25 protein-coding genes are annotated in these 20565 nt (G+C 59.3%); 5 read left to right on the plus strand and 20 right to left on the minus strand.

Features of this window, described 5'->3' with window-relative positions; all coding sequences use genetic code 11:
* Nucleotides 1-101: 101 nt before the first annotated feature.
* Both mscL and PQG80_RS10960 read left to right on the plus strand, forming a co-directional pair.
* Nucleotides 102-593: a large conductance mechanosensitive channel protein MscL gene (mscL, locus tag PQG80_RS10955; protein WP_271751350.1), complete on the plus strand. Its 492-nt coding sequence runs from the start codon at nucleotides 102-104 to the stop codon at nucleotides 591-593.
* The gene (locus PQG80_RS10960; RefSeq protein ID WP_271751351.1) at nucleotides 590-1309 is read left to right on the plus strand and encodes an NUDIX hydrolase; all 720 of its coding nucleotides are present in this window, start codon (nucleotides 590-592) and stop codon (nucleotides 1307-1309) included. The genes mscL and PQG80_RS10960 overlap by 4 nt, the downstream gene beginning before the upstream one ends.
* A gap of 493 nt (nucleotides 1310-1802) precedes the next feature.
* Here PQG80_RS10960 and PQG80_RS10965 read toward each other — a convergent pair whose 3' ends face one another.
* The 19 genes from PQG80_RS10965 to PQG80_RS11055 form a co-directional block, all read right to left on the minus strand.
* Nucleotides 1803-2636: a hypothetical protein gene (locus PQG80_RS10965; protein WP_271751353.1), complete on the minus strand. Its 834-nt coding sequence runs from the start codon at nucleotides 2634-2636 to the stop codon at nucleotides 1803-1805.
* Nucleotides 2637-2757: 121 nt separating this feature from the next.
* Nucleotides 2758-3840: an AI-2E family transporter gene (locus tag PQG80_RS10970; RefSeq protein ID WP_271751354.1), complete on the minus strand. Its 1083-nt coding sequence runs from the start codon at nucleotides 3838-3840 to the stop codon at nucleotides 2758-2760.
* Nucleotides 3841-3908: 68 nt separating this feature from the next.
* Nucleotides 3909-4685, minus strand: a complete 777-nt coding sequence (locus PQG80_RS10975) for a DUF1906 domain-containing protein (RefSeq protein WP_271751356.1) — start codon at nucleotides 4683-4685, stop codon at nucleotides 3909-3911.
* A 151-nt stretch (nucleotides 4686-4836) separates the two neighbouring features.
* Nucleotides 4837-5337, minus strand: coding sequence for a phage holin family protein (locus PQG80_RS10980; protein ID WP_271751357.1), 501 nt, complete (start codon nucleotides 5335-5337; stop codon nucleotides 4837-4839).
* 38 nt (nucleotides 5338-5375) lie between these two features.
* The gene (locus tag PQG80_RS10985; RefSeq protein WP_271751358.1) at nucleotides 5376-7637 is read right to left on the minus strand and encodes a hypothetical protein; all 2262 of its coding nucleotides are present in this window, start codon (nucleotides 7635-7637) and stop codon (nucleotides 5376-5378) included.
* Between the two features lie 20 nt (nucleotides 7638-7657).
* Entirely contained in the window at nucleotides 7658-8230 is a 573-nt protein-coding gene (locus PQG80_RS10990) for a YmfQ family protein (protein WP_271751359.1), read from the minus strand.
* Nucleotides 8223-9338, minus strand: a complete 1116-nt coding sequence (locus tag PQG80_RS10995) for a baseplate J/gp47 family protein (RefSeq protein WP_271751452.1) — start codon at nucleotides 9336-9338, stop codon at nucleotides 8223-8225. The genes PQG80_RS10990 and PQG80_RS10995 overlap by 8 nt, the downstream gene beginning before the upstream one ends.
* The gene (locus PQG80_RS11000) at nucleotides 9338-9796 is read right to left on the minus strand and encodes a DUF2634 domain-containing protein (protein WP_271751360.1); all 459 of its coding nucleotides are present in this window, start codon (nucleotides 9794-9796) and stop codon (nucleotides 9338-9340) included. Before PQG80_RS11000 ends, PQG80_RS10995 begins: the two co-directional genes overlap by 1 nt.
* Nucleotides 9789-10052, minus strand: a complete 264-nt coding sequence (locus PQG80_RS11005) for a hypothetical protein (RefSeq protein WP_432432744.1) — start codon at nucleotides 10050-10052, stop codon at nucleotides 9789-9791. Before PQG80_RS11005 ends, PQG80_RS11000 begins: the two co-directional genes overlap by 8 nt.
* Complete coding sequence (locus PQG80_RS11010; protein WP_271751361.1) at nucleotides 10045-11016, minus strand: XkdQ/YqbQ family protein; 972 nt, start codon at nucleotides 11014-11016, stop codon at nucleotides 10045-10047. Before PQG80_RS11010 ends, PQG80_RS11005 begins: the two co-directional genes overlap by 8 nt.
* The gene (locus tag PQG80_RS11015; protein WP_271751362.1) at nucleotides 11013-11603 is read right to left on the minus strand and encodes a LysM peptidoglycan-binding domain-containing protein; all 591 of its coding nucleotides are present in this window, start codon (nucleotides 11601-11603) and stop codon (nucleotides 11013-11015) included. Before PQG80_RS11015 ends, PQG80_RS11010 begins: the two co-directional genes overlap by 4 nt.
* 33 nt (nucleotides 11604-11636) lie before the next feature.
* On the minus strand, nucleotides 11637-13490 hold the full coding sequence (locus PQG80_RS11020; protein ID WP_271751363.1) for a hypothetical protein: 1854 nt from the start codon (nucleotides 13488-13490) through the stop codon (nucleotides 11637-11639).
* Between the two features lie 7 nt (nucleotides 13491-13497).
* Nucleotides 13498-13641 (minus strand): hypothetical protein, encoded by a 144-nt coding sequence (locus tag PQG80_RS11025; protein WP_271751365.1) that lies wholly within the window; start codon nucleotides 13639-13641, stop codon nucleotides 13498-13500.
* Between the two features lie 23 nt (nucleotides 13642-13664).
* On the minus strand, nucleotides 13665-14087 hold the full coding sequence (locus PQG80_RS11030) for a phage tail assembly chaperone (protein ID WP_271751366.1): 423 nt from the start codon (nucleotides 14085-14087) through the stop codon (nucleotides 13665-13667).
* Nucleotides 14088-14165: 78 nt separating this feature from the next.
* Nucleotides 14166-14573, minus strand: a complete 408-nt coding sequence (locus PQG80_RS11035) for a phage tail tube protein (protein WP_271751367.1) — start codon at nucleotides 14571-14573, stop codon at nucleotides 14166-14168.
* 15 nt (nucleotides 14574-14588) lie between these two features.
* A complete protein-coding gene (locus PQG80_RS11040; RefSeq protein WP_271751368.1) occupies nucleotides 14589-16037 on the minus strand; it encodes a phage tail sheath subtilisin-like domain-containing protein in 1449 nt (482 codons plus the stop codon).
* Between the two features lie 2 nt (nucleotides 16038-16039).
* The gene (locus PQG80_RS11045; protein WP_271751369.1) at nucleotides 16040-16237 is read right to left on the minus strand and encodes a YqzN/YkzM domain-containing protein; all 198 of its coding nucleotides are present in this window, start codon (nucleotides 16235-16237) and stop codon (nucleotides 16040-16042) included.
* 13 nt (nucleotides 16238-16250) lie between these two features.
* A complete protein-coding gene (locus PQG80_RS11050; protein WP_271751370.1) occupies nucleotides 16251-16700 on the minus strand; it encodes a hypothetical protein in 450 nt (149 codons plus the stop codon).
* 108 nt (nucleotides 16701-16808) lie between these two features.
* The gene (locus PQG80_RS11055; protein WP_271751372.1) at nucleotides 16809-17387 is read right to left on the minus strand and encodes a sigma factor-like helix-turn-helix DNA-binding protein; all 579 of its coding nucleotides are present in this window, start codon (nucleotides 17385-17387) and stop codon (nucleotides 16809-16811) included.
* Between the two features lie 279 nt (nucleotides 17388-17666).
* Here PQG80_RS11055 and PQG80_RS11060 point away from each other — a divergent pair, with 279 nt between their 5' ends.
* Both PQG80_RS11060 and PQG80_RS11065 read left to right on the plus strand, forming a co-directional pair.
* Entirely contained in the window at nucleotides 17667-18080 is a 414-nt protein-coding gene (locus tag PQG80_RS11060; protein ID WP_271751373.1) for a helix-turn-helix domain-containing protein, read from the plus strand.
* A 72-nt stretch (nucleotides 18081-18152) separates the two neighbouring features.
* On the plus strand, nucleotides 18153-18725 hold the full coding sequence (locus tag PQG80_RS11065; RefSeq protein ID WP_271751374.1) for an ImmA/IrrE family metallo-endopeptidase: 573 nt from the start codon (nucleotides 18153-18155) through the stop codon (nucleotides 18723-18725).
* A gap of 68 nt (nucleotides 18726-18793) precedes the next feature.
* Here the strand turns inward: PQG80_RS11065 and PQG80_RS11070 are convergent, their stop codons facing one another.
* Nucleotides 18794-19336, minus strand: coding sequence for a type 1 glutamine amidotransferase domain-containing protein (locus tag PQG80_RS11070; protein ID WP_271751375.1), 543 nt, complete (start codon nucleotides 19334-19336; stop codon nucleotides 18794-18796).
* An 824-nt stretch (nucleotides 19337-20160) separates the two neighbouring features.
* On the opposite strand from PQG80_RS11070, the gene PQG80_RS11075 reads away from it, so the two are divergent.
* Nucleotides 20161-20538 (plus strand): c-type cytochrome, encoded by a 378-nt coding sequence (locus PQG80_RS11075; protein WP_271751376.1) that lies wholly within the window; start codon nucleotides 20161-20163, stop codon nucleotides 20536-20538.
* The last annotated feature ends 27 nt before the right edge of the window (nucleotides 20539-20565 follow it).

The raw sequence follows: 20565 nt of genomic DNA on the forward strand, positions 1-20565 counted from the left end.
TCGATGATGTGATGAAGATGCGTAATCTATCTGATACACTTCGACAGTTTTTAAAAAAATCCTACTTTTTCCAACTTAAAAAAATGGAGGTTTTGCAAGAAATGTTAAGAAAAATGGCAGGAGAGTTTAAGACGTTCGCGATGCGGGGAAACGTGATCGATCTCGCGGTCGGCGTCATCCTCGGCGGCGCGTTCGGACAGATCGTCACCTCGCTCGTCAACGACATCGTCATGCCGCCGATCGGTCGGCTGCTCGGGGGCGTGGACTTCAAGGATTTATACTGGAAGATTGGGGACTACAAGAACGGGGCTCCGGCGCCGGTTCCGGAGTCGCTGGATTCGGTCCGCGCCGCGGGGGCGCCGGTCATCGCTTACGGGCAATTCATTAATATTATCATCAACTTCCTCATCATCGCGTTCTGCGTCTTCATGCTCGTGAAGGTGATCAACAGGCTGACAGAGGGGCGCAAAAAGGAAGAGCCGATCGGCGAGCCGACCTCGAAGGAGTGCCCGTACTGCCTGTCGGTCGTGCCGATCAAGGCCGTGCGCTGCGCGCACTGCACGTCGGAGCTTGGGGCGACGGCGGGCGCATGAGGGGCAAGGACACGGTGAACGGCGGCAATGGCGCGGACGATGCAGGCGACAGCGGCTTAGGCGGCCACGTGCGAGCAACGGGCGAGGAGATATTCGACATTTACGACGAGCAGGACCGTCCGATCGGCACCGCGACGCGCTCCGAAGCGCACGCCCTCGGACTGTGGCACCATACCTTCCACTGCTGGCTGGTGCGCCGGGACGAGGACGGTCGCGTGCGCGTACTGTTCCAGAAGCGGAGCCGGGACAAGGATACGAATCCCGACCGCCTCGATATTACCGCCGCGGGCCATCTGGCCGCCGGGGAGACGGCAGCCGACGCCGTCCGCGAGCTCGAGGAGGAGCTTGGGCTGCGCGTGACGCTGGAGCAGCTCGCGCCGCTCGGGACGTTCCGAGAGGAAGACGAAGGCGAGGCGCAAGGCGTGCGGTACGTGGACCGCGAGGTTAGCGAGGTGTACGGCTGCGTGGTGGACCGTGGGCCGGAGACGTTCCGGCTGCAGCGGGAGGAGCTTGCCGGCCTGTACGAGGCGGAAGCCTCCGCGCTGCTCGCGCTGATGCGGGGCGAGGCCGAGTCGGTGCCGGCGGACGGCGCCGAGTTGGACGCGGACGGCGCGCTGGCGCCCGTCTCCGGCGTCGCGGTGAGGCTGGGCGACTTCGTGGCGCGCGATACGGCGTATTACATACGCGTGATCGAGGCGCTGGTCGAATTGGTCTAGGGGGTCCTGGCGGGTCTGGCGGGTCTGGCGGGTCTGGCGGGTTTAATGCCGGTTGTTGGTCTTCATGAAAGTAACACCGGAAAGCGTTACTTTCCGTACTTGGGCGATGACCTGGGGTCCAGTAACGCCGTATAGCGTTACTTCCGTGCTTGGGCGATGACCTGGGGTCCAGTAACGCCGTATAGCGTTACTTCCGTGCTTAGGCGATGACCTGGGGTCCAGTAACGCCGTATAGCGTTACTTCCGTGCTTGGGCGATGATCTGGGGTTAAGTAGCGTTGTATAGCGTTACTCGCCCCCTCGAAGACGCATGTTTCAGGTCAAGTATCACTGATCAGAATCTTTTCCAAGGTCCAGGATGCTTCACCGGCAAAGCAACGCTAATCACATCCTCTTGACCGCACGCAGGTCCACCGATACTCGCTGTGGCTCTCCCATACGCGGCAAAGACCCGGCTTCGTTCCCGAGCCGGGTCTTTGCTGCAGTTCAATTCTTCACCCCGCGGACCGCTTGATCTCTTGCCACCTCAGCTTGCCGCCGACGATTCTGCCTTCCCGCCACTTGCCGTCGGTCCGGCTATAGTACAGCACCTCGCAGCGCCCGTCCCCGTCCGCGTCCCATACGCGCAGGAAGCGCGCGTCGGGTTGCCTCCCCAGACTGTCGCCGTCGCCGACGAGTCGCCAATCGAGATGCGCCGGATGAACGTGAGCCCCGCCTGTCGCAGCGCCGCTGCCCAGCCACCACCGCCCGCTCTCCGGCTCGTAACGGAGCGTCTCCGCCCTCTCCTCAGCCTCTCCGGCGCGGGCGTCCGCGCGGGCGGTGAAGCGGCCGCCCCAATCCAGCATGCCCTGGTTGACGCGGCCAGCCGCCTCCCAATTGCGGTACCAGCCGTCGATCATGCCGTGGATGTTGTAGAACACCGTGTTGCGCGGAGCCACGTCGAAGTCGTTGATATCCGGTTCGCCATATACCGCCGCGGCCGTCTCGTGGATACAGCCGTGCAGACCCGAGGCCTCGATGAACAGCCCCAGCTCGTCTGCCGTTCGAAACGACTGCGGCTGCATCACGATCCTCGCCTCCGCGGACCGGTCATAACACGGCGCCCGGCGAATCTGCTCCGGCACGCCCTGCCATGGCGCGACCAGCGACGAATCGTACCTTTGCCGGCCGTACCAGTCCAGCGCCCTGCGGATGAACCCGCGATGGAATTGCAGGAACTGCGCCCCGTATCCCGGACGCAGCTGCTGCGGATCGCTGACATGATGGGAATGGTGCCAATTCATATGTTCTTCCAGCAGATCCGCCGGAAAGTTCGCTATCGTCGGCATAACCGCACGCCTCCCCGCGCCTTTGCAGCCGAACGGGCTGCAGGGCATTCGCCTTGTTTGCAGTCATCATATGCGGGCGGCGGGGCGTATGGTGAATCCGTCTATGCGGTACGGAGCTGCGTCACTCGATAATCTCGATCTTCCGAAGGCGGTAGATCTGGTAGAGATGCGTCACGATGACCTTCAGCACCGCGTAGCCCGGCACGGCGAGGAACATGCCCAACAATCCGAACAAGCTCCCCACGATGAGCAGCACGATAATGATGGTGAGCGGGTGAATGTCGAGCTTCTTGCCCATGATCTGCGGCGACAGCAGCCGGTCCTCGATCTGCTGCGCGATGAGGATGACGACGATCGTCCAGACGACCTTCCACGGCGAGTCGATGAACGCGACGATCACGCTCGGCACCGAACCGATCAGCACGCCGACGTACGGAATGACATTGAGGAAGGTAAAGACGATCGCGAGCAGCAGCGCGTATTTGAGCCCGATGATGAGGTAACCCGTCAGCATCATGATGCCGAGGCAGATGCTAACCAAAATTTTGCCTTGTATGTAGGCGCTGAGCGCCTTATCCATTTCCAACATGATCGACTTCGCCTGCTCGTCATGCCTGTCGGGAACGGCCTTGACGACGTAGTCCGGCACCTTGTAGCCCGTCTTCAGCATATAATACGCGATAAACGGAACCGTCGAGAGCAGCAGCACGAACTGCGAGATCCAGCCCATGATCTTGTTGAACGCGTTGCCCGTGTTGGAAATGACGCCATTCACCAGATCCGGAATGCGAGAGGTAAGGTCGAACTTCGGATCGTTCAGATACTTGGTCGCCCATTCGTACTGCTGGAGCTTATTCACCTGATCCTGCGCCAACTGGACGAGCTGCGGCACGCTGTCGATGAGACTGTCGATCTGTTCCCGTATGATGGGTCCGACCAGCATGATGAAAAACGCAAACAATGCGGCCAGCGCCAAGTAGACGATTGCGATCGCTGTCGGCTTGGTGAGGCCCCTTTTTTCCAACACGCCCACGACCGGCCGCAGCAGATAGTACATGATCGCGGATAACAGCATCGGCAGCAGCAGCACCTCGAGCACCGTCACGAGCGGGTTGAAAATAAACCGGACCTTGGAAGCCAAAAAGATGATGAGCAGTACTACGATGATGCCGTAGCCAATCCTGAAATACTTGCCTTGAGGCATGGAGCCCACCGACCTTCGAAAAGTTATAATAAAGATATAACCTTCGTCGGCCGGCGGGAAACTCCTTCTTACTCGAGAGGCAGACCTGCCGCTTTGCGAATCTCGTTGGCCAGGCGGTTGAACTCTGTCTTGTCCGTCTTCGTCGTCGCCGCGAACCAGGCCGCAGACAGGAACTTGATGATCTTCTCCGCGTCCTCTGCCTTCATCGTAATTTCCTCCTCCTCGTCGGGTTCGGGATTCGTATTCGGATCCGGATCCGTATTCGTGTTCCACCAGCCCTCGTTGCCGTAGGAGTCGTTCAGGTCGAGCGCGATGCCCGCCACCGTCGTGTCGATCTTGTATTGGTAAATGTTCGCTTGGTCGCTGCGCTTGCCCCGGCTCCAGGCGTACGTCTGCCAGAAATGCGTGCACGCGCCGCGCTTGGCCATCTCCTCGACGACCGCGTAGGAGCCGTAGACGCCGGTCCGGTAACCCGTGACCTGCTTGGACGCGGCCTTGAGGTATGCCTCAATGGCGTCGTAATCCTTGGGCTGCGCGTCGTAATCCACCGCGAAGTAGATCGCCGTGCCCTTGGGCTGGCCCAGCGCCAACGCTTCCGCGTAGGCGGCGGCGCCGTCGTTGCGGCCCGCGTCCGCCCCGCTCGCCGCGCGGCTTGCCGTCGTCTCAAACACCGAGACGATCTGCATGCCGGCAGCCGTGATCAGCCTCGCCTCGTTCGCGGTCATCCGCTTCCAGGCGTACGATGACGGCACCAGGTAGCGCGCGGCAAAGGAGTAGCCGGCGGACGCGAGCGTCTTGGCCTGCGCGGCCGTGACGGGCGTGGCTTTGTCGATGCCTTTGGCCATGGAGGGTGGCTCCTTTCTTGGATGCGTTAATAAGCGCGTGGGTGGAGTAACGAACGGGATAAGATAGTACAGGTTGTATCTTATTCGGGGATTGGTGGTGGAGGTCACGGCGCTCGTCCTACGGTTACCGTTCTATCGAGGAAAAGCTCGATTAACTCGTATTCCGTTTCCCGTTTGATTCGGGGTCGACGACTGGTTCATCTTCCTGCTGGTTGAATTGCTCCAGTCTCTTGGTGATAGATACGGGCAACGTGACGCCGAGCGCGCCGAAGTTCTCTACGAGGCTCAATCCTTCTCTACCGACGTAAAAATAGATAGCAGCAGTCCTGAACATTGGCACTCCGGGCTGCAGCCAATCATCCAACTGGGCCGCGAGTGCGATTACTGCGAGAACCACGATTTTTCGAATGCCGCCCCAATACAGCTTATCCGAATTCAAGTTGTGATTCTTAATCGCAGCGGCGATGCCGCTTGCGTAGTCCAAGACAATAAGCGTAAATAGCACTTCCAACGCTTTGTCCCATCCACCTAAAACTGAAGTGAGAAGCATGCCGATAGCCGCCCCCATTCCGCCCGCGAATGCCTCCTTGCCGCCGGTCGCGGCGGCATACCAGGCGTTTGATAGTAGAAGTTTCAGTTGGTTCAGGTTCAACCTCCCCTTAGCCGTTCTTGTCGCCTTCACGTTACTCCTTATAACTCGGCGTCTGCAGTCCACTGAAACTCATAAGTCTCATTACTGCCCCAAGTTCGATTGACAAACATACTAAATCCGCCTTCGCCTTGATTGAAGTAATTTACCGCTACATCATTTGACCCGCCTATAAGCCACATATTAGCTGCACCTGTAGATGGTGAATAAACATTAGGGATAGCAGTAATACGCTTTTTAACCCTATACGGTATTACACAAGGAACTATTAAATTTCCGCCTGAACTTTGAGTGCGCTTAGAAATCGCACCAAGCCAGGCACCTCCGCCGGCCGTACCCGGAGCTACGCCCATATTATAGCTTTTTTCAAAATAACGCTGACACAACTCCAATTCGTCTGCGAAAGTGCGCGGCTGGAATGGAAGTGCGACGTCGCCTGAACACAATTGAACTTGGGCGATGTCAATTGTGCCAGATCCCCGAAATGTCTCTGCTCCCACTGCGCTTACGCCTACGGATAAGTTTGCACCCCAGGCGATATAGAATCTCAATATTAATACATCATCGTTGTTTGACCCGAATGTTTTACCAACTAGACTGTTGGTGTTAAATGTAAACGTGTATTTTGTCCATCCTGAACTCATTGTCCACGACGTGCCGGTTAGAGTCTCTAGTGGACTGGGAGAACCTCCAGTACCATAAGCCTGATACATAATTACGCCTATTTTCTTGCTGGTAATTGAACTCCGCGCCCAGAAGGAAACCGTAACTTTCTTTCCCATTCCACAGAGGTATCGGGTACCAAACTCGATATTTTGATCAATGGTGTATTCAGAATTTGCACCAAAAGACGTGCCAGCTCCCGACGGTATAATGCGAAAATAATAGGATGCTCCAGGAATGTCCCCCAAAATCACCCCCCTACTCACTGTGATAGAAGGCATCGTGCCACCATCGGGGTTATATCCACCATTTTTCCAGCGATCAGAAAAATATGAATATGGTAAGCCAGTAAGGTTTGTTCCGCGTTGCCACACGTCAAAATTACCGTTAATGAGTGCTTGACGGGCCATGCCATAGGGCAAAGCATCAACATACTGTTTTGTTGACGCACCCAACGCTACTGTGGGGTCAGACGACAATACAAGAGGCCCGGTCATCGTATCGCCATTGAGCTTTACGGCATTTTCGAGCGTGGTCCGGGGAGTGGAGTACCAGTTCGCCTTGCCTGTTATGATCTTGATCATGTTGCCGATCTGTCCAAACAATGTCGTAAGCGGGCCCGATGAACCAGCACTTTGGGCGATTCCGTCGTTGATCGTACGATTACCAATAACCGTATCAGTTGCGCTATTCGTTCCGCCGGCTCCCGTGGCCACGTCGTCGAGCTTGATCTTATCTGCTGCACTCATGAATCCTGCCGCGTTAGTCGTAGCCGCAGTGTGAGCGGCGCCCCCGGTTCCTATATGTGCGGTCAAATTGCTTTGAACAGCATTCGCCTTGCTCGTAGCATCGCTTGCCGCCGTAGCAATCGCGGCATCCACCGTATCCTTCCGCGCGATATCACCAGCTGCGGAAGGCGCCGCTACCTGCGCCCGCCCGGCGCTGTCGCGCGCCATCATCGTCGACGCCGTCGGCGCGGGTACCGCGCCATGCGCCGTAGTCGCGTCCACGTGCGCTTTAGTCGCTTCCAGCGTGATCGATGGGCCGGTGAGGGCGCTGGATTTGCCGGTAATCCCTTTCACCAAGGTGAATAGGCTGGATAACAATGCAGTTAGGGTTCCGCTAATACCCGGCGTCACCGAATCCGTCACCGTCCGATTCCCTATCACCGAATCGTCCGCCGCGCCTGTGCCGCTCGCCTGAGAGAACGTTAACGCGGTCGTACCCAGCGTCACGACGCCCGCATTGCTGAGCACGAAGCCCTTTCCTGCATTCATAGTCCCTTCCCGTACATACACCAAAATGCCAGTCGCCAGCTTCGCGGACGAATCAGCATCCGCGGCCCGCACCCAGGCGCTTGCGGCTGCCACGTAGATCCCATTCTGGCTGCCCGTCGTCTGGTTCTTGACCAGCACCCGGTCGCCCGCAGCGAGCGACACGCCGTCGACCGTCTGCAGACCTGACAACGTCGTGTTGCTCGCCGTCGCCGCGCGAACGCTGCCATTCGCCCCTTTCAACGCCATTGCGGCGTCGATCTTGTCCCAGTTGTCGTTCAGCATCGTCTGGATATTGAACGTATCCGCGCCGTCCGTCGCCGGGTTCTTCTTCAGCAAGTTCAGAATGCTCGTAAAAATAGCCATGCGATTAGCCGCTCCCTTCCCTATGCATCCAAGAACGGCGCGAAGTCCGTCAGCGGATGGCTCTGCATTTGATTGATCGTCAGCCCGTTAACCTCGTTAACGGTCAAGTACCTAAAGGAATAAGACACGGCGAGGTGCGCGGGCACGATGGCGTTCAAGGCATCCTTGATATCGTCCAGGTTAGGCGGCCGCCCGACCGTATCCACGAACCGAATCGTCACCGTACAAAGCGACGGCTGCTGCGTCACCTCGATCGAGCCGTTGTCGAACGACTCGGCCACGCTGCGCATTAAGGCAACCGTCACCGTGCCGGTGCCCCGAAGTTTGGACTTGACCAGACTTCGCCGCTGATCCAACGGTTTGGAAGGATCCGTAGCGATGCCTAGATCGCTCTCCCAGCGATTCAAACCCCACGTTGCCGTGTCTACGAAAAATTGCGCCAGCGTCTCATCCAACGCGCGCTGAAGCTGGTCCATCTCGATACCCTGCGACTCCATCAGCGAGCGCATGACGCGCGAGGAAGCATAGTAGCCCGGCAAATAGCCGAGCATCTGCTGCCCCCTGGCGCTCGTCATCGTTAATGCTTCAGACACTGGCGTTCACCGCCCCAGGCACTGCGACTTGACCGATTCCAACCGTCACATTGGAAGTTCCGCCGCTCACGGTCAACTCCGAAAGGTCTACGATGGCCGGCACGTCGAGCAGCAGGCTGTTCACTTTCGAATAACGAACGACGGAATCGGCAAACGCAAGCGACTTCAAATACACCTTCATCGTCTCTTGAATTCCCGACACGGCCTGCGCGAGCGTCCAGCCGGCGCGGAGCGTTAGCTTCACGCCGATGACAATCGGCAGTTCGGTAGGCGCAGCCACGACTACGTTCGCGCCGATCGGCGCCTTGCCCGCTCCCGTGCCCGCCGACCCCGGCGCGATCACATCCTGCACTGCAGCCACGATAGCCGCGGAAGCCGCGCGCTTTTCCAGATCCAGCACGTATACCTTCACCGTTCCCGGCCCGTTCCACAGCGGCTGCACCTGCGCGCCACCGACGCCATCAGTCTCAAGTGCCCATTGCAAATAGTCCGCCCGATTGCCGCTCGTACCCGGATTGCGCACTTTAAGCAGGTAGCGCTCCAGCAGCGACGCATCGCTCTCGGTCTCGGCGCCTCGGCTCATCGCCGCAGCGTTCGCGATGCCCGTCACGCCAGGCACCGGTTCCACCAGCACAGCGATCGCCCCGGCCGCGATATTGCCCGAAGAGCCCGCCTCGACAGCCCTAACGCTCGCTTCGACTAACCCGACGCCGCCGATCGTCACCGCTTCAATCGTCTCGAACTCCACCGAAGGCGTCGAAGTCACTGCATCTGCCGCCGTAGCCACGCGTGTGCCCGCCGGCACCACGACGCCCGACGCGCCCGCGAACGTCACCTTTCCCGTCGCTCGCTCCGCCGGGCGCCGCTCCACGCCATGCTCGCCGCATCTCAGATCCAGATAGGCGCCGAAAGCCGTCGTCGCGAATCCGCGCCGCAGCACCTCTTGTGCCCAGCCCGCCGACAAAAACAGCTCGTACGCCGCGGGCGCGAGCGCGTCCCAAATATACGAGCCCTCGGCCTTGTCCACGTCCGCCGGGATCCGTCCCAGCATGCGAGCCAGAATGCTCTCTTCCTTTTGCTCCGTCAAATAATCCGGCAACGCCGTCATCACAAGTTCACCACGCTTCCCTCAATCGTTCCCGCTTCGTCCCGTACACTGGTCACCGAGCAGGCAAAGCTGCAGGTGTCGCCTTGCCATGCAAAAGTAAAACCTTCAACACGCGCCGTCCGCGGATCGGCCAGCAGTGTCTCCGAGGCGATACGCGCGATCTCGCTCTCGACCGCCGCACGGGAGAGACCGAGCCCGATGAGCGACTCGAACTCTTGCCCGTATAGCCGGGAATAAACGAGATGGCGGTATCGCTCGGTGGCGAGCGCTTTGCGGCACCATTCAAGCCATGCTTCGGCATCTTCGGCAGCGCCCGCGATTTTTCCCGTAGGCGTCAGCACGAACTCTCCCGCATCGAAGTCGAACCGCCAGCTCCGGCCGAACGACGCGCCCGAAGCCTCCGGCCCGTCCGCCAGAACTTCTGCTGCGATCGTCGCCGCCGGAAATAAATTAGCCACCGGCACTCACCACCTTGCACACGACGACCGCCTGACTGCCGCCGGCAACCGATACCGCGAGCACCCGATCCCCGGGCACCAGCTGCAAGCCCTCCGCTTGCAAATAATCCGGCATTTCATATTTAAAAGAGTCCAGCTTCAAGCCGGCCCCCGTCATCGTCCCTAGTTCGGCGGGTATGCCCGCCACTTGCTTGGCCGCCACCCGGTTCATGCGGCTCTCCAGCGCGGCGGCCAGCTGTTTGTAAGGATCAGCCACAATAATCCCTCCTCACCTTGGCTTCGCGAGCCAATTCCAGCTGCATATGCCCCGGCTCGCCCAGCTGATGCCGGACGGACGTCACGAACAAACGCTGCCCATCTAATTCGACCAGGTCCCCCGCCCGTATCAGATTGATATCGAGCGCCGTTACCGACATCGTTTCCTGCAACCCCAGCAGCAGCGGCTCCGCCGCCTTGCGCGCCTGTGCGTGCGTCTCGATCACGCAGTCCTGCAGCACCTTCTGCAGCGTGCCGTACTTGTCGATCTCGCCTTTGACGATTGCCAGCACCGGAGACAGCTTCGTCTCGCTCCCCTCGCTGCCGAGCACTTTCACCTGCGTTACGGCACCCTCGAGCGTTCGTTTCTGACTGACCGATTCCAGCGACTCCAACTGCCAAACGACCTCGTTGCCCCCCAGCTTAACGAGCGTCAGCCCGCTTGGCGTCATGCGCGGACGGTACAGCTCGCCGCCCTTGCTCGCCGTCTCCTTCAAATCCTCGAGAATCATGCTGAAAATCGACTGGCTGCGCTTGACGCTGCGCTTGAGCTTGATGTTTGTGTCCGGCAGCGCTGCAAGCGGAATGTTCCAGCCTGAAGCATAGGACGCCAGCCGCTCCGCTGCCGTCTGACCGTCCGGCATCAGCCGCTCGTCCTCCGACTTGGACAGGTACAACGTCCTGTCGTAAGCCGTGACGTTCAGATGCTTCCCGCTGCCCGCCGAACGCTCGCTCTCGCACTCCCACACGAGCGCTGGATGAAGCAAATAGGCCAAGCCTGATGCCCCGTAAGGCACGCCCGAGATGCGAATCTCTTGACCCGGCTCGATCGCCGGCAGTCCCGGTCGAACCGTCAGGCGAATGTTCGCGCGGTAAGCGATCTCCTCCAGCGAATCTTCCAGCGTGATTTCTTCCGCCAGATCTCCCAAATAATACTTCCCATCCAAAACCACCTCGTAGCTCACGGCATCACCAGCTTCTGTCCCGGACGGATCAGGCCCGGGTCGCTGCCGATCAGCGCTTTGTTTTTCGCGTAAATCTCGGTCCATCTCGCACTGCTGCCGAGTTCTAGCTTTGCTATGGCATAGAGCGTGTCGCCTTGGCGAACCGCGTATGTCTTCGGGACCGGCTTCATATCCGTGCGGACAGCAGCGCCAGACGACGGCGAAGTCCGGACCTTCGGCTCCCGCCAAGTGCGAATCGCGATATCGAAATAGATGTCGCCAGGCTCCCCACCCCGCAAGCTGGTCGTGTGGGAGGAGATGTAGCCGAGTATGTTAACGCCGGCTCCCGTAATGAGAAGGTGAACCGGCTGCTTGCTGACCAAGTAGCTCGTGAGCAGGTTCATTGAGCCGATCGGATCCTTGTCCGCCGGAAAAAAGGAGGAAAACGAAATCTCCTTCAGCTTCTCTTCCTGCGCCATATCCACCTCGCCAAGCGAGAGGATATTGACCGTTTCGAGCTGTTTCTCGCGCCGAATCGAGACCTCTTCCGGATTGACGGGAAAATGGAAAATGTTTTTAGCGGATGCGTCTTTCAGAATAAATTCCACGCTTCTCCTCCTTCCGCCGCGCGGTCTTCTATATTAAGGCCGGTTCTCCAGCGTCTGCCGGATCGAGGCCGAAAGTCGGGTGCTGATCTGAGCCGTGATGGCGTTGTAGTCGATCTCGGTCTCCTTGACCGTCAGTTGGACGGCGCCTGCGGGGATGTTGATGTTGATGGTTGGGGCAGGCGGATTAGCAGGTTGACGAAGGGGATTCTGCTGGACCGTAGGGGTCACAGGCAATCTCCGGACGGTCGCTTGATTAAGAAGCGAGGTAGAAGAAGCGCCTACGGCAGCAGGTGCGGTTGGTCCGTTCAACCTGCTCTTAAACCACTCCACGATAGGCAGCAGCCCACCGAGCAAGCCGTTCTGCCCCATCGCGCCAGTGCCCGATCGTCCTAATGTTGCACCCATTCCGAGGCCGCCCAAGGCGAACGCTTGCATTTGAGGTGCTGCCGCGAACGCTTTCGGATTTCCCGGCGTCTGGAAGATGCCTGCGGCTTTGCGTAGGGGACTGACATTCAAGCCTAGCGATGCGTCTGCGAGCGAATGGGCGGGCGTTTTGGACGGCCCTTTATCGTCAGCGCTTTTTACTGGAAGAGTAAGCTGGCTTGAGGCAGCAAGCACTTCATCTGAATTCGCTTCTTTATTCTTAGATTTCTTCTTTCCCAGCCCGCGAACCCATTTTGCTCCGCTAGTAACCCAGCCCTGCACGGCTTTCCCGACTTTGCCTTCGGCAAGCTTCTCGCCTACGTAACCGCCGACCAGACCGCCCACTAATGTACCAGCTCCTGGCACTATAGAACCCAGCGCTGCGCCGATCGCGGTTCCGGCAGCGTTGCCGGCAGCCCCGCGAACCAATTTATTGCGCTCTTCTCCGGGCTTAGCCGACGCAATGGATGCAGCCGTTGTGATATAGCCGAGCGGTTTGACCCACTTGCCTGCTGTCTTTAATAGCTTGGATCCTGCTAGCTTAGGAACCGGATTATTCATGGCCTGCGATAGGGTTCGTTGGCTGCTTGTCCCTGTAAAGCCGCGTTTGGACGAGGAGAAACCTCGGCTCTTTTCACTTGGCGACAAGGAACGTTTTTCAGGGATCGAGTTTGTCGGGGCCCCGTTCGAAGGTACGATTCCGCTGCCGGGTCCGCCGCCCATCCAATTTTTAGTTTTGTTAATGGCCTTTTTGCCGAATTCGATGGTGCTTTTGCCGAGATCTTTGAATCTAGTTGCTAAAGGCTTACGGGAGCTTGGCATGGGTCGTTCTTTTGAGTCTAAAATGGTTCCTTCCGGATGTTGCTTATTGTTCGAAGAAGCCGGATCAGATCCTCTGCCTGCTTTCCTTTCTAGGCGATCTTTTCGTTTGTCTCCAAGATAATTACCGAAATATCCCCCGATTGTGCCGCTGATAATATTTGATACTAAATCTACAGCAGATTGAGCCCAGTTAACTGTATTGTCTGAGTTGTTTGAGTCACCTGAACTGTCCTTCCCTCCAGACACAGCCACCTTCACCCGCATCCCCTCAAGCGCCGCCTGCACCTTCGCTATCAAAGCAGTCGGATCAAGCGCAGCCTCAAAGCTGCTGCTGAAGCTCTTTCCAGCTTCGAGACCTGCACTCGAAAAAATAGAAGAGTCCAGCGCAAGATCGATCTTAGTAGTGACTGGAACGATCCATTGCAATTTGGTCAGCGAATCCAGACTCGCACGTATCCGCTTGATCGGCTCGCACAAACAATCGCTCAGCCGAATCGGAATCACGACCCGCATCCGCGACAGCCGGTCCACCCGCCGCTGGATGCTCTCCATGTACCGGTCCACCGTACGCAGCAGCGTCACGTTCTCCTTCAAGCCGTCGGCATCGATAATGTAATCGTAAGGCACAGCGTTTTCCGCCATATGTCGCCTAACCTCCTTTCCCGCCGTTCTGCCCGCGCTCGGCCGCGAGCTCGAGCTCCATGCTCGCCATCAAAAACAGCTGCTCCCCTCGCGGAAGCAGCCAGAACTGTCCGGGACGCAGATGGTGCCGGACCCAGATGGCATGGAGCATGCCGGCCAGCGCCCCGGAGGCGATCAGTTTTTTACGTCTTCGAGCTCCGTGTTGAACCCGGAGAGGTCGAGCACGACGTCGCCCAGCGCCGACAGTTCGCCCGCCAGCAGGATGCGCTTCACGACTTCCTCCGCGCTGCTCGCGCTGTACTTGGACAGCAGCTTGCCATCGCCCCAGGCCGGCGTGACGGTCGCCGCCGCGATGAGCGACACGTTGAACAGCTCTTCGTCGAGCCGTTCAACCGTATGTCCCCGCTTCTCCTTGCGCTCCGTGCACCGTTCGCGAATGCCGAACACTTGCTTGCCCGTCAGCCCCCTGATCTTGACCGGGATGCCCAGCCGCTCCAGCAGCACCGTGCGCTCCGGCAGCGTGTCCGCGTCGAGCAAGCGCTGCAGTACCTGCTCCTCCGTCATTTGACCGTAATCGATCGTCATCGCGCGATCCATCTCCCCTCGGCTCCCGCGTTCGTACCGGACAAGCGCATACGCGCCTGCCCGTTCGCCGCATAGCCATCTTCGTTAAAATTAGTTCGCCACGATCGGATCGAGCAGCTCGTAGCCCTCGAACGTGAACGCCGTCTCCTCGGCGACTTCTTCGCCCGCCGTCCAGTTGGCCAACTGCAGCTTGTCCGCCACGCAGTTCACCAGCCGGATGCGCTCGAAGCCATAGGCTTCCGGATCGGACAGCTTGTTAATGATCTCGAACTTGGCGAAGCCGCGCGCGATCATGTCGCTCGTCACCTTGTAGCCGCTCATCGTGCCTGTACCTTTTTTCGCGCCGAGCTTGTGCGTCGTCCACTCCGAACCGGCGAGCTTGAGCTCGCGCTTCTCCACCTCGACCGAAGCCTCCAGGTGGTTGATGTTCGTCTGCCAGTTGCCGTTGATGAATACTTGTCCGTAGGTACCGAGAATCGCTCTTGTCGGATCCATCATGTCCGTTATCCCCCTTTATTGCACGATAAACGTGCCGAAAATTTGTTCGACCACATCGGTCAGACGCGCTTCCCACTTCAGGAACACCTGATCCGGCGCCGCGGGAACCGAAGCGTCGATCGCGACAGCGTAACCCGTCGCCTCGATGACGCCGGCTTGCGCGAGTCCGGCCATATATTGCTTGCACGCGCCGATCAGCGCCAGACGGCCCTCCTCGGTGTTGTTCACCTTGCCGATGTACTGGTCCTCTGCCGTCCGCTGGAGATCGCCGTTCACGCTGTCGAGCACGCGGATCGTACGGATCTTCTTCCAGGCGGCGTTCTGGCCCTCGCCCAGCGTCACCAGACTGTTCACGCCGCGCAGCGTCTTGACGAGACGCCCGTCGTGAACCAGCAGGAACACGCCGCCGAGGACCGCCTGCTCCTGCTCGGAGCGGGTCCACCTGCGCACGACGTCCCGGAACGGGGAAGACGCATACGTCGTCGACGCATTCAGGGGCTGACCTGCGATGAGACCCGCGGCATAGGCCGCTACTTGAGCGGAGCTGTATTCGGTGTCGCCGAGCAGCGCGCCCGTCCCCACGTTGACGACCCCCTCGTGGTTGAAGGAGGCGCTGCGCTGCGCGGCTTTGCCGACAGCGTCCGCCGCCTTGTCGTCCGCCAGCGTGCCGCCGAGGACGGCGATGACGCCATGGCCTTCGCCGCGAATGCGATCGACCCAGGCGACGACGCTGGCATGCAGCTGGGCGTCGGTCACGCCGTCCAGGGCGATCGCGCCAAACGTCTGGGTCTCTAAGGCGGACAGCGCGTTCACGTAGTCCGCATTGGCGATGCCCGAGATGCCAGACGCGCCGCCGGTCAGTGCGGCGCCGGCGACGGGCGCGAGCGAGCCGCTGCCGCTGGCGACCTTCGATGCGGTCACCCACACGTTGGCCGTGTCCTCATTGATCGCATCGACGGCATCCTGTACGGCGCCGTCCGCGAAGGTGAACGTGCGCAGCAAGAATGAACCTTCATACAGCTTGATGTCCTTCTTGGCTGCATCCGCAGGATTGGCCTGGACCGTTACCTTGAAATTGTTGCCTCGCGCGCCGGTCTGCTTGGCCTCGAGCTTGAGTACGTCAACTGGCGTTCCTGCGCTGTCTTTCAGAACTTTTGAAGCCTTCGCGTCCGTACCGTCCGACAACCGGTAGGCGAGCACCTTGCTCGCGCCGCCGAGCAGCGCGAAGCGCAGCGAGGTATACGCCGTCGCCCCGCCCGTCTCGTCTGCCGAATAGAACCTCGCGATATCGGCTTCGCTCGTCACCTCCGCGAATTGCCGTACCGGCCCCCAATGCGCCTTGACCGGGATCGCGACCACGCCGCGCTCTCCCGCTTGCACCGCCGCCGCTGCCGCCGAGCGGAATGCCATATAGAAGCCGGGCAATACCGGCAGATCCGTCTGATTCCAAGTGCCTCCAGCCATGCTCAGTTCACCTTCCTGTTCATAAAGTTTTGGACGAGCGCATTCGCGCTCTCGATCGTTAAGCCTGCATCGACGTTCGCGCCATGCAGCGCTCCTTGCGCCACTTCCGGCTTCACGCCGAACAGTTCTTGCGCGTAGGCGATCAGCTCTTCCTTGCCGTACGCGGCGATCGCTTCATCGCTATGCTTTTTCCCGGCCATTGTCCAGCCACCTCTACTCTTCGATTTGTCGAAACGATATCTCCCGCATCGGCGGCGCCGTCGCGAACGGACGGCTGCTCTTCCGGCTCAGCGTCAGGCTCAGCTGCCCCGTGGCGAGCGGATCGACGTTCGCATCAGCGGCCGCTTGCCGCACGAGCAGATAACGCCGGTCCGCCGCATCCAACGGCAGCTTGACTGCCTGAGTCAATTCATCCGCCAGCAGCGCTGCCGCATCCGACTGCTCCGCCGCGTCGCGGCCGAGCACATGCCCGGCATATCGCCGCGTCGTCTCGCCGAAGGCCGCGTTCCCCGTCCTCGTCTCGGCGGCGGTCATACGCCACAATACCGCCGGTCGTTCATAGCTCGCCGGCCACTCGCCGGCGTAAACGCGCCAAGCTGCATCTCCGAGCGCCTGCTCCGTCCAGCTTGCGAGCGCCGGCAGCCAGCCTTCTTCTCCGCTCACCGAAGCTCCCTCTCCTTCATGCGGCAGACACGGATATGCCATGCAGCATCTATTAATTATGAGAACTCATGTTCGCTTCTCATCTATAGGTGGCGATCGTACGACAAGCTATCCGACGATGCTGCCGCCGCCCGGGAGCAGGTTCGATTCGATCTTGCGGCGGGCTCGCAGCAGATAGGTACCGGCGCTGGATTTGCTGATGCGAAGCATCTCGGCCACCTCCGCCAGCGTGAAGCCTTCCGCCTGCGACAGCCTGAAGCAGTCTTTCTCCCGCTCCGTCAGCCCTCTTAGCGCCCGCTGCAGCGCGAGATTCGCAGCGTCGGGCTTGTCCTTCTCTACCGGCTGCTTGATCGCCACGGCGCCTCTGCCCTCCAGCACCGCCGCCAGCAGCGACGGATCGGTCGGCGCTTCGCGCTGGTAGCCGGCCCGCCGCTCGATGCCCCTGCGGGTGCCCGGCATGCGCCCCGTCTCCAGCCACTCGATGATATGCGAGCAGCCGGCGATCATGTCGATGACGAGCCTGCGCTGCCTGTCCAACTCGGACAAGGATGCCCCTGTTTCCTCCTGACTTTGGTCTGCATCCTCAATGGCGCCCATCTCCCTCGTGAGCTTGTCCGCGACGATCAGGAGCAGACGCCGCGTCTTTCGGTAGCTCTCGGGCGTCGCTCGGTCTGTGTTCTGATCCATATACCGCACCTCGCTTTACCAAATTGGCAAAATACGAACCTAAGCCTGCAAATACTTCTATTCAAACCGTGACTCTGCGAGTTGATCCTATTCTCTCAACGCAACTGTAATCTCCAATAAACAAGAACATAAGTTCCTATTTTCGGAGTCACCCTATCATATATTACCAATACGGCAACTGTCAATTCCTATTTTAGAATGGTTATGGGAAAGTATTTGCCACATCGGAAAATTCCGTATATAATCTACACTAACTCGTTACCGGAAGGATAGATGGTCATGACGTTGGGAAGCCGGCTTAGAGAACGGCGCGAGCGTCTAGGCAAAACGCAGTTGACGGCCGCCAAGGAACTGGGGATCAGCAATGTCCAGCTGTCGCGTTACGAATCGGACGATCGCAAGCCTGAGCCCGACCTGTTGGGCCGGTTCGCGGAATATTACAAGACGACGGCCGACTACCTGCTCGGCTTGACGGGCGATTCGACCATGGACGGTCCCGCTGTCCCAACCTCATCCGCCCCCGCCGCGGAAGCCGCGGCTTTCGAGGAGTTCATGCGCAATCCGGAGCATGGGCTGTTCTTCAAGGACTACTTGGATGCGCCTGAGGCCAGGCAGGAGGAGATGCTGCGGTTCTGGACCTTTCTTAGAGAGCAGGAGCGCCTTCGCAAGCCGGGCCGCAATCCCGACGAATAGCCGCCGCGCCCTAACGGGCGTTTATTTTTCGCCGCTTAACCGAACATACATTCGCCCATCGAGGTGCCCGATATGCTTCAATACTACCAACCTACGCCGCTCGAACAATGGATCGAGGCGCTGTGGAGCAGGGCCGGCATCGTGTCGCCCGACCAGCTGACCATCGAGGAGGTATCCGACCGTCTGGACGTATGGGTCCACTACATGAGCGAATCGAGCAAGGCGCTCGAATGGATGGGCATCCGCTCGGTGCTGATCGATCTGCGACTGACGGCCGAACGGCAGTGGGAGGATTATCTGCACGAACTCTGCCATATTCTTCGGCATGCGGGCAACCAGACGGTGATGCCGCGCTCGTTTTTGGAGCATCAGGAGGCGGAGGCCAAGCGATTCGTGCTCTATGCCGCGATGCCGTATTCGATGGTCAGGGAGCTGCAGCTTCCCTCCGCGCGCGGCGAGGCGGTTCAATTGTTAGCCGCCAGGTTTCGCGTTACCTGCGAATTGGCCGATGTGCGGCTGGACCAGTTTCAGAGACGGGCGTTCGATGCGATCCTCTGGGAGGAAATCGTCAGGCTAAGCCGCGAGTCGACGGAGGAGGGTCGTACGGGAGGCACGCAAGGGCCCGATCAAGCGGAAGAGTCTTAACGGGGAAAGAAAAAAGGATGCACGCGGCTTGAGCCGCCGTGCATCCCGTGCTGCGCCGAACACGCAGGTTAATAAGCCGATACGCCGAGCTTGGCGATGGTCTCGCGGATGAAGGCCGGCTCGTCCTCCGGTTTGCGGGACGTGATGAGATTACCGTCCACGACGACCTCCCGATCGACGAACGTACCGCCGGCCGCTTCGACTTCCCCTTGGATCGAGGCGGTCGCGGTCAGCGTCTTGCCGTTTAGCACGCCGGCTTTGGCAAGCACCTGCGGCCCATGGCAGATGGCGGCGATCGGGATGCCCGCCTTGTCGGCTTCGGCGACGAACGCGATGATGGCGGGGTCGTCCCGCAGCTTGGCCGGGGAATGGCCGCCCGGGATAACGATCGCCTCGTAGTCGCCGGCTTTCGCTTCGTCGGCCGTCAGGTGAGAGGTGTAGGTTACCGTGCCTTTCTTTCCTTTAAGTTCTTTGCCTTTCTCGGTACTGATGATGTCGATGTCATTGCCGTTTTCGACCAGCGCGTCGTATGGATTTTGCATTTCCGAGTCTTCGTAGCCCTCCTCCAGCAGGAACGCCACTTTACGCAGGCCTTGCTTCACGGTTGCCATGCTTCGCCCACCTCGTTTTCTCTGGTATGTACGGAAGCAGACCGCAGCTTGCTTAGCCGCGATCTGCCCCATGATATTGCATAAGCTTTAATAATGATGATCAACGTCGACAACAACCATTTCGTTCGCTTCGCGCGGGTGCCGGGGAACACTTCAGACGGTTGCCCTGTACGTGCCCTGCCTCATTCGAACCGAGGATTGCTGAGGGCGATTGGCGATGACCTGAGCAAGCGTCAACTCGAACCCTTGGCCTTGATGCGGCGGAGCTTAAGCACGCTCCGCGATTCCGCGCTGCAGTGTCTGGTTCAACGGAATCACATCCTGTTCTTAGGCGATAGCAAGGCTATGCCATTCGTCGGCTTCAGCGCTCGCTCGCGTATCTGCCGTGATCGTCACGGACTTGATTCGCGATATCGGGCTGCAAGCCTGCCCTCTGATCCCATGATGCCCTTGATTCGGCATTCGCGCGTCCCAACTCTTCGTAGTCGTGTTCACGATCCGGAGATCTTGCCCTAGCTTCTCCGCCGTGCATGTTGGCTTCGCGCCTCGTGCTGACGTCTGGATCTGCTCGTGCCATATGAATCACTCCTTCAAGGGTGGAATGGCCTTGCCTCCTATTATTACCCCGTACGGCTCGTACGAACCGGATTAAAGCGATTTCAATCATTAAACAATTCTAATGGTCGGATGCCGGAAACGACGATTCGCTTCGTATTATAATTCGTTTCACAAAAATGATAGAAATAGCTCCGATGAGTCTAACTAACTTTCCTCCAAACGGGTAATCTTAATCAGAAGATGCCTACAGAGGAGGAATTCCAACGATGAAAAAGTGGTTTGTGCCCGGCATTTTGACCGCCTGCTGTCTGCTCGCCATACTCCTGGTGTTCTTCTCCCTCCGGGAGGACGAGCCGTCCGGCGGCTCGCACGAGGCCGCGCCCTCGGCCACGGCCGGCGAAGGCGCCGCCACGGTCGACGCCGAAGCGGCGACGGCAATCTACAAGGCCAACTGCATCTCATGCCACGGCGATCAACTGCAAGGCGGCATGGGCCCGGCCCTGACGCAAGTCGGCGCGGAGATGTCCCAGGACGATATTCACAAGCAGATCGCCAACGGGGGCGGAGGCATGCCGGCTTTCAAGGGACGATTGTCCGACGAAGAGATCAACACGGTCGCCGTCTGGCTCGCTTCCAAGAAATAATCCTTTTACGTTGCAGAAGAAAGGCAG

It is taken from the genome of Cohnella rhizoplanae (genome assembly GCF_948329515.1).
GTDB lineage: Bacteria > Bacillota > Bacilli > Paenibacillales > Paenibacillaceae > Cohnella > Cohnella rhizoplanae.